The sequence below is a fragment of the Rhizobium sp. NPDC090275 genome, assembly GCF_044772225.1.
Classification (GTDB): Bacteria; Pseudomonadota; Alphaproteobacteria; order Rhizobiales; family Rhizobiaceae; genus Rhizobium.
Map to the genome: position 1 here is coordinate 272,895 of NZ_JBIVYL010000007.1, position 13,595 is coordinate 286,489.

Here is a 13,595-nt window from a genome sequence, read left to right on the forward strand (position 1 = left end):
GGGCATCATGGAAACGGCGAGTAAACACGCCAGACTCGTCAACGTTGTGCTTAACATAGCGTGAATTGCATGGCCGGAATTGCGTTCGGTTCCGCTAAATTTCGATAACTGCATGATATTCATGCAATTATAGGATATGATAGAATGCTAATTATTATTTCTGCCGGGTGATATTTCAGGGAGTCGGGACTCGTCTCAATTGCATTTCGCTGCAACCTACTTTTACGTGTTGTTAAGCGTGCCGTGAGATTCCTCAACGGGTTGAAAAAGTATTTCTCCGCCCTAGGAGGCCGAAGTGAGTGTGCGTGAACAGTATTCCGAGTCTATATCCCTGCCGGAAGTTCTAACCATCAGGAATATCTCGGATATATTCTCAAAAATTGCGTCTTTATTTAAGAATAACAGTTCCGTTGTTCTCGATATTCCCGAAAAAGCTGAGGCCGACTTGAGTTTTGTGCAGCTGATAGAAGCTGTCCGCCGGCACGCTGAAACAAACGACAAAGCGCTCGCACTCGCGGCTCCCGCCCGCGGCCAAGTCCTGAAGGTGCTGGAGCGCGCCGGCTTCGTGGAAGCCTTCAACAGCGAAGATACAAAATTCTGGTTGCATGAAGAGGTAAAGCCATGAGCGCCAACATTCTCACCGTCGACGATTCCGCAAGCATTCGACTGACGACCAAGGTCACGCTGACCAATGCGGGCTACACCGTCAGCGAGGCGGCCGATGGCGCGCAGGGCCTGGCGGCTGCCAAGGCCGGCAATTACGACCTGATCATCACCGATCTCAACATGCCCGTCATGGACGGCCTGACGATGATCGAGGAGCTGCGCAAGCTGCCGGAGCATACCGGCGTGCCGATCATCTTCCTGACGACCGAATCCGACGCCGACCTCAAGGCCCGCGCCAAGGCCGCCGGCGCCACCGGCTGGCTGACCAAGCCGTTCGACCCGGAAAACCTCGTCAAGATAGCCAGGAAGGTGCTCGGCAGATGAGCTCTCTCGATCCTGTAGCGGTCTTTCGCACAGAGGCGGCCGAATGCCTCGAAGCCATCGAGACGGGTCTTCTCGATCTGACGCACAAGCTCGACGACAAGGACGTCGTCGATGCCGTCTTCCGCGGCCTTCACACGCTGAAGGGCTCGGGCTCGATGTTCGGCTTCGATGCGCTGGCCGCCTTCACGCATCATTGCGAAACGGCATTCGACCGGGTTCGCAAGGGCGAGGTGCCGGCGACGGCCGAACTCGTCGCCGCCGTGCTTGCCGCTCAGGATCACATGCGTGCGCTGGTCGATCGGCCGGATGCCGATCACGGTGACACCGGCCAGCGGCTGCTGGCTCAGCTTCAGGCCGCCGTCGGCGAGACCTCGGCTGGTGCCGCCGCTCCCGCTGCTCAACCGGCCCCGGTTGCCGCTCCCGCCGCTGCCGCCGCCAAGACCACCACCTGGCGCATCCGCTTCAGCCTGCCCTCGAACTCTATGGCGAACGGCACCAATCCGCTCGGCCTGCTCGATGAGCTGCGCGATCTCGGTGAATGCAGCGTCAAGGCCAACCTCTCCGCCATTCCTGTCCTCGACGAGATGGTGCCGACGGATCTCTACGTCACCTGGGACGTCACCCTCACCAGCACGCAGGACCGCTCGGCGATCGACGACGTGTTCATCTTCGTCATGGACGACATGGAGCTTGAGGTCGAGGAGATCGCCGGTCCTGTGGCTCCGGAAGCCAAGGCTGAACCCGTCGCTGTTGTGGCAGAGGTCAAGGCTGAACCTGTCGTCGCTGCTGCGCCTGCAATCCCCGCCACACCCGAATTCAAGCCTGTCGAGGCGGTTCCCGCCAAGCGCGAGAGCGCAGCACAGGCCGACCAGCGCCAGGCGAAAGCGGCCGAAAACGTTCGCGTTCCGGCCGAGCGTCTCGACGAACTGATGGACCGCGTCGGCGAGCTCGTCATTGCCCAGTCGCGTCTCAGCCAGCTGGCGAGCGCCAGCGCCGATATCGCGCTGCGCTCGGTGTCGGAAGAAATCGAGCGCCTGTCGGGCGAACTGCGCGACACGATGATGGTGCTTCGCATGGTGCCGGTCGCGACGCTGTTCTCACGCTTCCGCCGCCTCGTTCACGATCTTGCCCGCGAAACGGGCAAGGTGATCGAGCTGGTCACCGAAGGCGAAAGCACCGAGGTCGACAAGACCGTGATCGAGCGTCTCGCCGATCCGCTCGTGCATCTGGTGCGCAATTCGATCGACCACGGTCTTGAGACACCGGCCGAGCGTCTGGCCGCGGGCAAGAGCGAAGCCGGCACGGTGACGCTGTCGGCACGCCAGGCGGGCGGCGAGGTGATCATCTCGATCAAGGACGACGGCCGCGGCATCAACCGCGATCGGGTCCGCGCCAAGGCGGAATCCTCCGGCCTCATCGCGCCGGGTCAGCCGCTCACCGATTCCGAACTGCTGCAGCTGATCTTCGCGCCGGGCTTCTCGACGGCTGCCGCGATCACCAATCTCTCCGGCCGTGGCGTCGGCATGGATGTGGTCAAGAAGACCGTCGAGGCGCTGCGTGGCGCGATCGATATCACCAGCCTGAATGGTCAGGGTTCGGAAGTGTCGCTGCGCATCCCGCTGACGCTTGCGATCATCGACGGCCTGCTCGTGCGCGTCGGCAACGGCAGCTACGTCATTCCGCTGTCGGCTGTTGAGGAGTGCTTGGAGCTGTCGCTCGAAGAGGACCTGCGTTCGCGCGGCCGTAGCTTTATCTCGCTGCGTGACAGCCTCGTGCCGTTCCTGAGGCTCCGCGATCTCTTCCGCACCGGCACCAAGCCCGACGTGCACCAGAAGGTCGTGGTCATCTCCACCGGCACGGAGCGCGTCGGTCTGGTCGTCGACCAGATCATCGGCGATCACCAGACGGTCATCAAGTCGATGTCGAAGCTGCACAACGACGTGTCCACCTTCTCGGGCGCGACCATTCTCGGTGACGGCAGCGTCGCCCTCATTCTCGACGTCGGCCATCTCGTGGCCGCCGGTCAGCAACAGGAAACACAGATGCGGGTGGCAGGATGAGCGCGGCAGCCGAGAAGATCGACCATCATTGGAACTATGCCGACGAAGTCGAGGTCCTGACTTTCGACATGAACGGCGAGACCTTCGCGCTCGAGGCGGTGATCGTTCAGGAAATCCTGGACCTGCTGCCTGAGACGGCGGTGCCGGGCGCGCAGCCATTCGTCGCCAGCGTCATCAACTTCCGCGGCAAGGTCATTCCGCTGGCTGACCTGCGCCTCGCGTTCGGGATGGACGGCACGGAAGCGACGATCGACAGCCGCATCATCGTCATCGAGCTCGATCTCGATGGCGAGGCGACGCTGGTCGGCCTGCGCACCGACAAGGTCAACGAGGTGACGACGCTGGCACGGGCAGCCAGCGAACCGCCACCGAGCGTCGGCATGCGCTGGCGCGCCGACTATATCAACTGCCTGGTGAAACGCGGGGGCGAGTTCATCATCCTGCCCAATCTGCAAGCACTGTTTTCTTCGAGACACGAGACATCGACCGCCGTTTAGGCAGCGTCATCTAGGGGTAAGGGGTTAGAGATGCGATTGACGATCAAGACGAAACTGGTGTCGGCGTTTGCCTTCATCATCCTCATGTTGCTGGGCACATCGACCTATTCGATCATCAGCCTCAGCGGCCTGAATGATTCCATCGGCGCCGTATTGGCAGGTCCGGCCGCACGGCTGGAGCTGGCGCAGACCATCAATATCGGCCAGCTGGAAGCGATCCGCCAGCAGAAGAACCTGCTGATGGCCAAGGATCAAGCCGAAGTGAACAATTCCATCGCCAAGGGCGATGTCGGGCGCAAGGAATTCACGCAGGCGCTGGCATCGGTGCTCAAGATCGCCACCGAACAGGGCCGCCCGCGCTGGGAACAGGTTTCCGAACTCTCGAAGCAGTTCTTCCAGGCTGACGACCAGATCCGCGAATTCGTGAAGGCAGGCAATGCCGAAGCGGCCAACAATATCTCGGTCACCACGGCACGCGCTGCGGCCAACCAGATCGATACGGCGCTCGCAGAAATTCTCAAGCTCGAGAAGGAGCGCATGAGCGTTGCCGATGACGACGCGGAAGCAAGCTACCAGGCGACCCGCCTGACAATGATCATTGCCGTCGCTGCTGCCTTCCTCTTCGCCGCCATCACCGCCTTCTGGATTGCCAGCACCATCTCCAAGGGCCTGAACCGCGCCAACACCGTGGTGCGCGAAGTCGCCGAGGGCGACCTCACGAAGATGGCCGAAATCACCAATCGCGACGAGATCGGCGAGATGCTCGGGAACGTCAACCTGATGATCGAGCGTCTTCGCGGTGTGGTCGGCGATGCACTCTCTGCTTCGGAAAATGTCTCGGCCGGCAGCCAGGAGCTCTCCGCAAGCTCCGAGCAGGTGTCGCAGGGCGCGACCGAGCAGGCGGCGTCGGCTGAAGAAGCTTCGGCTTCGATGGAAGAAATGGCCGCCAACATCAAGCAGAACGCTGATAACGCCGCGCAGACCGAGAAGATTGCTCGCCAGTCGGCCAAGGACGCGGAAGAGAGCGGCGCTGCCGTGAGCCGTGCCGTCGAAGCCATGCGCACCATCGCCGACAAGATCGTCATCGTGCAGGAAATCGCACGCCAGACCGATCTGCTTGCGCTCAATGCCGCCGTCGAGGCAGCGCGTGCCGGTGAACATGGCAAGGGCTTCGCGGTCGTGGCTTCCGAAGTGCGTAAGCTTGCCGAACGCAGCCAGTCGGCAGCCGCCGAGATCAGCGCCATGTCTGGCGATACGGTCAAGGCCGCCAGCAATGCCGGCGACATGCTCGGCCGCCTGGTTCCTGACATTCGCAAGACGGCCGAACTCGTCTCCGAGATCAGCGCCGCTTGCCGCGAGCAGGATATCGGTGCTGCCCAGATCAACGAAGCGATCCAGCAGCTCGACAAGGTGACCCAGCAAAATGCCGGCGCCTCCGAGCAGATGTCGGCAACTTCGGAAGAACTCGCGGCGCAGGCTGAAGAACTTCAGGCCTCGATCGCCTTCTTCAAGGTCGACGGCGCGGGCAGCAAGGCCGGCTTCAAGAAACCCGCAGCCAAGTCGGCCGCCAAGGCTCCCGCTTCCCGGCCTGCTGCGGTCGTCAGCAACAAGAACGTCGCCACCCGCTCGGTCGCCGCACAGCAGGCACGCGCCAAGGGCTTTGCTCTCGACATGTCGATGGGCGGTCCTGACGCCAGCGACGACGATTTCCGCGAAAGCGCGTGATCAGTGACCCCGTCGTGGCCGCATGACCGGCCACGACATCAAGACTGCCAACGAATGGATCGTTGGAGGCGGGGCGTGCGAAAGCCGCCGGCCATGAGCGAATGAAAGCTCCCATCTCATTTCCGAAATCGCGTGGTCCGAAATCGCCTGGATGATCGGAAACCCAGGATCGCCATCGCGGTTTCACCCAGCGATTTTCAAAGGCCGGAGTTTTCACATGCGCATTACGCTCAAGCTCAAATTATCATTCGCTTTCTCTCTGCTGATCCTGCTCATCATCGGTTCCGTCGGCCTTGGCATCCACGGGTTGCAATCGATGAACACGCTGCGCAACGAGCTTCTGGAAGGTCCGGTGGAGCAAGATCATTACGCCGGCAGGCTGACTGCCGCCTTTGATGGTCTCGGTCTGGCGGTGGGCGACCTGCTCGTCGCCAACAGCCCTGAATTCACGGCACGGGCAAACGCGGCCATCGATGCCGAACGCAAGGGTTTCGAAAAGGCGCTCGACGAGGGCGAGCACGACGCGCCGCCGGAATTCAAGGATGAGTGGAACCAGATCCGCGAGTTCTGGACCGGTTATGTCGTCCTCAACGACCGCATTCGTGGCCTCATCACCTCCGGCCAGAAAGAGATGGGCCTGCAGCTGAACGAGACCGACGGTGTCGTCGCGCGCCAGAAGCTCGATGGCATGACCGCTGCGCTGACGGCCCTGACCGCACAGGCTGTGACCGAGGCCGATGCTCTGGGCGACAAGGCCTATGACATGACTTTCATGATGCTGCTGATCGTGGCGGGCGTCGCGCTCGTCATCGCCATCGGCGCAACCATCTGGATCGCAACGACGATCAGCTCGGGTCTGCGCAAGGTGAAGGCGGTGGCCGACGCGGTGGCGATCGGCGATCTCAACCAGAACATTGAGATCAAGAGCAATGACGAGATCAAGGACCTTGTCGACACGATCAACGTCATGACCGCCAATCTTCGCCAGACGGCCGGGATTGCCGACCAGGTCGCGCAGGGCGATCTCTCCATCGATCCGCGCCCGCTTTCGGAGAAGGACGTGCTCGGCATCGCCATGAAGGACATGGTCACTAATCTGCGAGCCACGTCTGCCATCGCCGACCGCATCGCCAATGGCGACCTGACCGTTTCGCCGAAGCCGCTGTCGGACAAGGACACGCTCGGCATCGCGCTGGAGCAGATGGTCGAGCGGCTGCGCGGTGTCGTCGCCGATGCGCTTTCGGCGTCCGAGAATGTTTCCGCCGGCAGCCAGGAACTGTCGGCCAGCTCCGAGCAGGTGTCGCAGGGTGCGACCGAGCAGGCCGCGTCCGCCGAGGAAGCTTCGGCTTCGATGGAAGAGATGGCCGCCAACATCAAGCAGAACGCCGACAACGCCGCGCAGACCGAGAAGATTGCTCGCCAGTCGGCCAAGGATGCCGAGGAGAGCGGTGCTGCTGTCACCCGCGCCGTGATCGCCATGCGCACGATCGCCGACAAGATCGTCATCGTGCAGGAAATCGCCCGCCAGACCGATCTGCTTGCCCTCAACGCAGCCGTTGAGGCCGCCCGTGCCGGCGAGCACGGCAAGGGTTTTGCGGTCGTGGCTTCCGAAGTCCGCAAGCTTGCAGAGCGCAGCCAGTCCGCCGCCGCCGAGATCAGCGCCATGTCGGGTGACACGGTGAAGGTGGCCAGCGAAGCGGGCGACATGCTCGGCCGCCTGGTGCCCGATATCCGCAAGACGGCCGAACTCGTTTCCGAGATCAGCGCTGCCTGCCGTGAACAGGATATCGGCGCATCGCAGATCAACGAAGCGATCCAGCAGCTCGACAAGGTGACCCAGCAGAACGCTGGAGCCTCCGAGCAGATGTCGGCGACCTCGGAAGAGCTTGCGGCACAGGCCGAAGAGCTTCAGGCCTCGATCGCCTTCTTCAAGGTCGAGGTGTCAGGCATGCGGGCAGGTGTCCGGACCGTTGCAGCCAAGCCTGCCGCGACACGGCCCGCTCAAGCCGGCGCCACCCGCCCGGCGGCGGCCGGCAACAAGAATTTCAGTGCCCGCTCGGTCTCGGCCCAGCAGGCGCGCGCCAAGGGGTTTGCTCTCGACATGTCGATGGGTGGCCCTGACGCCGGCGACGACGATTTTCTCGAAAGCGCTTGATCAGCGCTCTCGCTTAATGCCTGGAGCCGGTGGCTCCAGGCGACGGCCAACGAATGACGCGTTGGATGCGGCCACGGCGGCAGAATCCGTGGTGCAAGGGTAAATGCTCGCTCTTCCCCTCATGATGCAAAATCCTTCCCTCAGCGGCGCGAATTAAGGCTCGCGGTTCCGAGGGAATTACTCAAATCCAATGCCCTGGAGCATACCCATGCGCTTTACGATCAAGTTGAAACTTGGCCTTGCCTTTGGCCTCATCATTCTCATGACATGCGGAATGGCAGGACTTGCCATTTCCAGCCTTTCCGGCCTGAACGTCGCCATTACCGACATCGTTCAGGGACCTGCCGCCAACCTCAAGAACTCCAGCGACCTCTCGGATTCGGTCTACAAGTCTGTGCGTGCCGAGAAGAACGTGATCCTCAACGAGGATGCGTCGCAGATTCAGAGCTACGTCCAGGAAGTACAGTCCGCCCGCACGGACATTCAGGCACTGCTGACGCAGCTGGACCACGAAACGAACTCCGCCGTGGTCGCCAAGATTGCCGAATTCCGCCAGGCCTATCCTCAGTGGCTGCAGATGCAGGACAAGATCCTCGATTTCGGTCGCCAGAACACCGCCGAATCCAACAAGCAGGCGGCCTCGCTTTCGATGGGTGAGGGTGCGAAGGTCACAGGCGTCCTGCTGACGGCGCTTGGCGGTCTGAATGACGCGATTGCCGCCGATCTCTCCAACACCGACCAGCTAACCAACACCCAGTACACCGACTCCAAGATGCTGCTCATCGCGATCGTCGTCGGCGTTCTGGTTTTCTCGGCTGCCGTTGCCCTGTGGATCTCGCTCAGCATTTCGCGTGGCCTGAAGCGCGCCGTCAACCTTGCCGACGCTGTCAGCATTGGTGACCTCAATCAGGAGATCGACCACAAGAGCAACGACGAAATTCGCGATCTCGTGAATTCGATGTCGGTCATGACCGCAAACCTGCGCAACACCGCGAACATCGCCACGCAGATTTCGAATGGCGACCTGACCGTCGCGCCGAAGCCACTGTCGGACAAGGATACGCTCGGTCTCGCGCTGGAGCAGATGGTCGAGCGCCTGCGCGGCGTCGTTGCTGATGCGATCGCAGCCGCCGAAAACGTCTCGGCTGGCAGCCAGGAACTGTCGGCTAGCTCCGAGCAGGTGTCGCAGGGCGCCACCGAGCAGGCAGCATCCGCTGAAGAAGCCTCGGCTTCGATGGAAGAGATGGCCGCCAACATCAAGCAGAATGCCGATAACGCAGCCCAGACCGAGAAGATCGCTCGCCAGTCCGCCAAGGATGCCGAAGCTTCCGGAGACGCTGTAACCCGCGCCGTCGAAGCCATGCGCACGATCGCCGAGAAGATCGGCATCGTCCAGGAAATCGCTCGCCAGACCGACCTGCTTGCGCTGAACGCCGCCGTCGAGGCAGCGCGTGCCGGCGAGCATGGCAAGGGTTTCGCAGTTGTTGCTTCCGAAGTGCGCAAGCTTGCAGAACGCAGCCAGTCGGCCGCTGCAGAAATCAGCGCCATGTCTGGCGATACCGTCAAGGCCGCCAGCGAGGCGGGCGACATGCTTGGTCGCCTGGTTCCCGACATCCGCAAGACCGCGGAACTGGTCTCCGAGATCAGCGCCGCTTGCCGCGAGCAGGATATCGGTGCCTCGCAGATCAACGAAGCGATCCAGCAGCTCGACAAGGTGACCCAGCAGAACGCCGGCGCATCGGAAGAGATGTCGGCGACCTCGGAAGAACTGGCGAGCCAGGCGGAAGAACTGCAGACCTCGATCGCCTTCTTCAAGGTGGACATGGCCGGCAGCCGCGAGAGCCGCAAGCCTGCTGCCCGCATCAGCGTTCGCAGCCCGGCACCCGCAGCTACCCGCAAGCCTGCATCCAAGCCGGTTGCCAACTCGGTCTCGGCGCAGCAGGCGCGCGCCAAGGGCTTCGCACTCGACATGGCCATGGGCGGACCCGATGACGGTGACGCCGATTTCAAGGAAAGCGCATAATATGCCAACCACCTCCCAGGAAGCGCAGTTCGTCACCTTCAGCCTCGGCGAGGAAATCTTCGCCGTGCCTGTGGAGGTGGTCCGCGAAATCCTCGACTATGCCGAGGCCTTCAAGATCCCGAATGGTCCCGACTATCTCCTTGGCCTGCGCGACGTGCGCGGCCAGGGCGTCCCGACCATCGATCTCAGGCTGAAGCTTGGCATGTCGAAGACGGTGCCCACGTCGCATACGCGGGTGCTTGTCCTCGATATCCCGATGGAGAGCCGGCTTCTTACGCTCGGCCTCGTCGCCGACCGGGTCTTCGAGGTCACGCCATTCAGGCGCGACCAGATCGAGGCGGCGCCTGACATCGGCGTGCGCTGGCGCTCGGATTACATTTCCGGCGTCGTGCGCCGGGAAACCGGCTTCGTCGTGATCGTCGATCTCGCGCGGCTTTTGTCGCGCGAGGATGCCTCCGCCCTGCAATCGGCCGCCTGAGCGGACACGCTGGAGTATTTTGATTTATGAGCATGGCTGCCGTTGAGACCCAGATGGTGGGCGACAGGATCAGCAAGCGGAATTTCGAGAAGCTTGCACAGTTCATCTATGACTATAGCGGCATCAAGATGCCGCCGACCAAGCTGACGATGCTCGAAGGCCGGCTTCGCCGCCGGCTGCGGGCAACGCAGCACGCGACCTTCGACGACTATTGCGACTTCCTGTTTCATGATAACGGGCTGGAGCAGGAGACGGTCTATCTGATCGACGCGGTGACGACGAACAAGACCGACTTCTTCCGCGAGGCGCGCCACTTCGAATACATGCAGCAGGTGGCGCTTCCCGCACTCGTCTCGAGCGGCGTCCGCACCATCCGCACCTGGAGTTCGGCCTGCTCCACGGGGGCCGAACCCTATACGATGGCCATGGTGCTCGAAGAGTTCGTCGCCGACCGGCGCGACCTCAACTACAGCATCCTCGCGACCGACCTCAGCACCGACGTGCTGGCGACGGCGCGGCGGGGCATCTATTCCGAGGATCTGGTGCATCCGGTGCCGCGCGAGCTGCAGCGGAAATACGTGATGGTCGCCAAGCAGAAGGATCGCCGCGAGGTCCGGATATCGGCCGATCTGCGCAGCCGCGTCGGCTTCGCGCGCATGAACCTGATGGACGAGAACTATCCCGTCGGCGAGGGGATGCACATGATCTTCTGCCGCAATGTGCTGATCTACTTCGACAAGCCGACGCAATCGGGCGTGTTGAAGCGTCTGTGCGCGCGGCTCCTGCCGGGTGGCTACATGTTCATCGGCCACTCCGAATCCATTACCGGTATCGACCTGCCCTTGAAGCAGGTCTCCAACACCGTGTTTCAGCGCATCTAGGTCAAAGAGCATATGGGCAAGAAGATCCGTGTTCTCGTCATCGACGATTCCGCAAGCGTTCGCCAGACGCTCGTTCGAGTGCTGCAGGAGGATCCCGATATCGAGATCATGGGGGTCGCGACCGATCCCTTCATGGCGGCGAAGAAGATCCAGGAAGAAATCCCTGACGTCATCACGCTCGATGTCGAGATGCCGCGCATGGATGGCATCACCTTCCTGCGCAAGCTGATGTCGCAGCGGCCGATCCCCGTCGTCATGTGCTCGTCGCTGACGGAGGCGGGGTCGGAAACGCTGATGCAGGCGCTGGAGGCCGGCGCCGTCGACGTGATCCTGAAGTCGAAGATCGGGGCAGCAGACGGTCTGGCCGACGATGCGGTCCGCATCCGCGAGGCGGTAAAAAGCGCTTCGCATGCGCGTCTCGGCAATGTCAGACGCAACGTAAACAGCCTGCGGCCCGGCGCGCCGATGCCGGCGCAGAAGCTGACGGCGGATGCGATGCTGCCGCCGCCATCAGGGAAAGCCATGGCGAAGACGACCGAGATGGTGGTCTGCGTCGGCGCATCGACCGGTGGAACGGAGGCGCTGCGCGAGTTTCTGGAGGCGCTGCCGGCTAACGCGCCCGGGATCGTCATCGTCCAGCACATGCCGGAGAAGTTCACTGCGGCCTTCGCCAAGCGGCTGAACAGCCTGTGCGAGGTCGAGGTCAAGGAAGCCGTCGATGGCGATCCCGTGCTGCGCGGCCATGTGCTGATCGCGCCCGGCGACAGCCACATGCTGCTCGAACGGCGCGGCGCGCGCTATCACGTTGCGGTCAAGAGCGGGCCGCTGGTCTCGCGCCACAGGCCGTCGGTCGATGTGTTGTTCCGTTCGGCGGCGCGTTCGGCGGGCTCCAACGCCATGGGCATCATCATGACCGGGATGGGCGATGATGGCGCCAAGGGCATGCTCGAGATGCACCAGGCCGGCGCCTATACGGTGGCGCAGGACGAGGCGACCTCCGTCGTCTTCGGCATGCCGAAGGAGGCGATCGCCAAGGGCGGGGTGGATCGCATCCTGCCGCTGGAGCAGATCGCCCGCGAGGTTCTGATCACGCAGCAGAAGTTCTGAGGTGCTGCAATAAACAGATAAGAGCCGGCGGTGTACGAGCACCGCCGGCTTTTTGCGTTCCAGTGTCTTCCATCAGGCGAGGTAGCCGCCGTCGATGGTGAGCGCGGAGCCGGTGACGAAGGATGCCTCGGGGCTGGCGAGATAGGATGCGAGGCTGGCGATTTCGCTGTCTTCGCCCATGCGGCCCAGCGCCATCAGCGGCGCTAGGTGCTCCTCCGTGCCCGGCGCGCCGGTCATGTCGGTGGCCGTCGGGCCCGGCTGGATGGTGTTGACGGTAATCCCGCGCGGGCCGAGATCGCGCGCCAGGCCGCGGGTCATCGAGGCGATGGCGCCCTTGGTCATGCTGTAGACCGAGGATGTTGGAAAGCCGCTGCGGTCGGCAACGACGCTGCCGATATTGATGATGCGGCCACCTGCCTGCATGTGCCTTGCCGCTGCCTGGGTGCCGACGAAGACGGCGCGGACGTTGACCGCGAACATGCGGTCGAAATCTTCCAGCGCGAATTCATCGAGTGGGGCGAGCATCAGGATGCCGGCATTGTTGACCAGAATGTCGAGAGCGCCGAAGCGGCTGATGGTCGTGGCGACGGCATTGCGCACGGCTTCGGGATCCGCGCTATCGGCCTTGATCGCCAGCGCCTTGCCGCCCTTGGCTTCGATCTCGGCGGTCAGCGCCTTCGCCCGGTCATCGCTGCTGGCATAGGTGAAGGCCACGGCTGCGCCGTCTTGCGCCAGCCTGCGGACGATCGCCGCGCCGATGCCGCGCGAGCCGCCGGTTACGAGGGCCACCTTGTCGGTGAGAGAGTGAGACATTTCGTATTTCCTTTCTGGTTTCTGGATCATTCAGTCTATAATTGGGCGCGAAAACGCGGCGCGACCTTATGGTGCGCTTAGCGGAGGCCGCGGATGGCCATGCGGGCGATGCCGCGAAGGGTTTCGGGGGAGGCGCCGTTGCGGGCGCTGACTTTCATGCCTGACAGGGTCGCGCCGAGGAAGTGGACGGCCTCGTCGGGATTGATGTCGGATGCGATGCTGCCACTCTTGCGGCCGTCTTCGATGATCGTCTTCAGCGCCGTGGACAGGGCGCGAGACGCTGTGTCAGTCAGCGTGGCGATCTCAAGGTCGGTGCGGCCGAACTCGCAGACGGCGCTGACGCCGAGGCAGCCGCGGCTGGCTTCCGACGCCGGCCGCGAGGCGAAGGCGACGAGCGCACCCTCCAGCGCTTCGACGGGCGATGCCTGGCGCTTCAGGTCGTCGATCAACCTCGCTGTGCTGTCGGCGTTGTAGCGCTGCAAGGCTTCCAGATAGAGGCCTCGCTTGTCGCCGAAGGTATCGTACATGCTCTGGCGGCTGATCTTCATCGCCGTCAGCAACTGATCCGTCGAGGTGCCTTCATAGCCGTGCTCGGAGAACACGTTGATGGCGGCGCCAAGCGCCAGGTCGCGATCGAATTCCTTGTGTCTTGCCATGGGGGAGATATAGGAATTTCAGACTGATCTGTCCAGAATTAATTTACGGGCTTTCTGCGATTCAATGCAGCCATGCGGCGCCGCTCTTGAAATTTCCCTGATTTTGTGGTCTTGAAGCCGCCAATCTTATAAAGCGCAGCTTCTACCGGCGATCAGGGACCATCCCCGCCCTGACAACGCGCACCTATTTAGCCCAAGGAAAACCGCCCA

Annotated in this window: 12 protein-coding genes; 10 read left to right on the forward strand and 2 right to left on the reverse strand. The window is 62.5% G+C overall.

Going from position 1 to position 13,595, the window contains the following annotated elements; all coding sequences use genetic code 11:
- The first annotated feature begins 295 nt into the window (after positions 1-295).
- The 10 genes from ACIQUB_RS19510 to ACIQUB_RS19555 all read left to right on the forward strand — a co-directional run bounded on the left by ACIQUB_RS19510 (position 296) and on the right by ACIQUB_RS19555 (position 11,916).
- Positions 296-625, forward strand: coding sequence for an STAS domain-containing protein (locus tag ACIQUB_RS19510; protein ID WP_018899700.1), 330 nt, complete (start codon positions 296-298; stop codon positions 623-625).
- Positions 622-990, forward strand: coding sequence for a response regulator (locus ACIQUB_RS19515; protein WP_018899699.1), 369 nt, complete (start codon positions 622-624; stop codon positions 988-990). The genes ACIQUB_RS19510 and ACIQUB_RS19515 overlap by 4 nt, the downstream gene beginning before the upstream one ends.
- The gene (locus ACIQUB_RS19520) at positions 987-3,050 is read left to right on the forward strand and encodes a chemotaxis protein CheA (RefSeq protein WP_113235201.1); all 2,064 of its coding nucleotides are present in this window, start codon (positions 987-989) and stop codon (positions 3,048-3,050) included. The genes ACIQUB_RS19515 and ACIQUB_RS19520 overlap by 4 nt, the downstream gene beginning before the upstream one ends.
- Entirely contained in the window at positions 3,047-3,547 is a 501-nt protein-coding gene (locus ACIQUB_RS19525) for a chemotaxis protein CheW (RefSeq protein WP_113235203.1), read from the forward strand. The genes ACIQUB_RS19520 and ACIQUB_RS19525 overlap by 4 nt, the downstream gene beginning before the upstream one ends.
- A gap of 30 nt (positions 3,548-3,577) precedes the next feature.
- A complete protein-coding gene (locus ACIQUB_RS19530; protein ID WP_113235205.1) occupies positions 3,578-5,272 on the forward strand; it encodes a methyl-accepting chemotaxis protein in 1,695 nt (564 codons plus the stop codon).
- A 217-nt stretch (positions 5,273-5,489) separates the two neighbouring features.
- Positions 5,490-7,427: a methyl-accepting chemotaxis protein gene (locus ACIQUB_RS19535; protein WP_113235207.1), complete on the forward strand. Its 1,938-nt coding sequence runs from the start codon at positions 5,490-5,492 to the stop codon at positions 7,425-7,427.
- Positions 7,428-7,635: 208 nt separating this feature from the next.
- Positions 7,636-9,450, forward strand: a complete 1,815-nt coding sequence (locus ACIQUB_RS19540) for a methyl-accepting chemotaxis protein (protein WP_113235209.1) — start codon at positions 7,636-7,638, stop codon at positions 9,448-9,450.
- A gap of 1 nt (position 9,451) precedes the next feature.
- Entirely contained in the window at positions 9,452-9,928 is a 477-nt protein-coding gene (locus tag ACIQUB_RS19545; RefSeq protein ID WP_018899693.1) for a chemotaxis protein CheW, read from the forward strand.
- Positions 9,929-9,954: 26 nt separating this feature from the next.
- A complete protein-coding gene (locus ACIQUB_RS19550) occupies positions 9,955-10,809 on the forward strand; it encodes a CheR family methyltransferase (RefSeq protein ID WP_113235211.1) in 855 nt (284 codons plus the stop codon).
- 12 nt (positions 10,810-10,821) lie between these two features.
- Positions 10,822-11,916, forward strand: a complete 1,095-nt coding sequence (locus tag ACIQUB_RS19555) for a chemotaxis response regulator protein-glutamate methylesterase (RefSeq protein WP_113235213.1) — start codon at positions 10,822-10,824, stop codon at positions 11,914-11,916.
- A 72-nt stretch (positions 11,917-11,988) separates the two neighbouring features.
- Here ACIQUB_RS19555 and ACIQUB_RS19560 read toward each other — a convergent pair whose 3' ends face one another.
- Positions 11,989-12,729 carry a 3-oxoacyl-ACP reductase family protein gene (locus ACIQUB_RS19560; protein ID WP_402931427.1) on the reverse strand — a complete coding sequence of 247 codons (741 nt, stop codon included), beginning with the start codon at positions 12,727-12,729 and terminating at the stop codon, positions 11,989-11,991.
- 77 nt (positions 12,730-12,806) lie between these two features.
- Positions 12,807-13,385 (reverse strand): TetR/AcrR family transcriptional regulator, encoded by a 579-nt coding sequence (locus ACIQUB_RS19565; RefSeq protein WP_113235217.1) that lies wholly within the window; start codon positions 13,383-13,385, stop codon positions 12,807-12,809.
- Positions 13,386-13,595: the final 210 nt, after the last annotated feature.

What these genes read in the sequence shown, in the direction of transcription:
- ACIQUB_RS19515 (WP_018899699.1), top strand. Translation starts at nt 622, where the DNA reads ATGAGCGCCAACATTCTCACCGTCGACGATTCCGCAAGCATTCGACTG.
- ACIQUB_RS19520 (WP_113235201.1), top strand. Translation starts at nt 987, where the DNA reads ATGAGCTCTCTCGATCCTGTAGCGGTCTTTCGCACAGAGGCGGCCGAA.
- ACIQUB_RS19525 (WP_113235203.1), top strand. Translation starts at nt 3,047, where the DNA reads ATGAGCGCGGCAGCCGAGAAGATCGACCATCATTGGAACTATGCCGAC.
- ACIQUB_RS19530 (WP_113235205.1), top strand. Translation starts at nt 3,578, where the DNA reads ATGCGATTGACGATCAAGACGAAACTGGTGTCGGCGTTTGCCTTCATC.
- ACIQUB_RS19535 (WP_113235207.1), top strand. Translation starts at nt 5,490, where the DNA reads ATGCGCATTACGCTCAAGCTCAAATTATCATTCGCTTTCTCTCTGCTG.
- ACIQUB_RS19540 (WP_113235209.1), top strand. Translation starts at nt 7,636, where the DNA reads ATGCGCTTTACGATCAAGTTGAAACTTGGCCTTGCCTTTGGCCTCATC.
- ACIQUB_RS19545 (WP_018899693.1), top strand. Translation starts at nt 9,452, where the DNA reads ATGCCAACCACCTCCCAGGAAGCGCAGTTCGTCACCTTCAGCCTCGGC.
- ACIQUB_RS19550 (WP_113235211.1), top strand. Translation starts at nt 9,955, where the DNA reads ATGAGCATGGCTGCCGTTGAGACCCAGATGGTGGGCGACAGGATCAGC.
- ACIQUB_RS19555 (WP_113235213.1), top strand. Translation starts at nt 10,822, where the DNA reads ATGGGCAAGAAGATCCGTGTTCTCGTCATCGACGATTCCGCAAGCGTT.
- ACIQUB_RS19560 (WP_402931427.1), bottom strand. Translation starts at nt 12,729, where the DNA reads ATGTCTCACTCTCTCACCGACAAGGTGGCCCTCGTAACCGGCGGCTCG.
- ACIQUB_RS19565 (WP_113235217.1), bottom strand. Translation starts at nt 13,385, where the DNA reads ATGGCAAGACACAAGGAATTCGATCGCGACCTGGCGCTTGGCGCCGCC.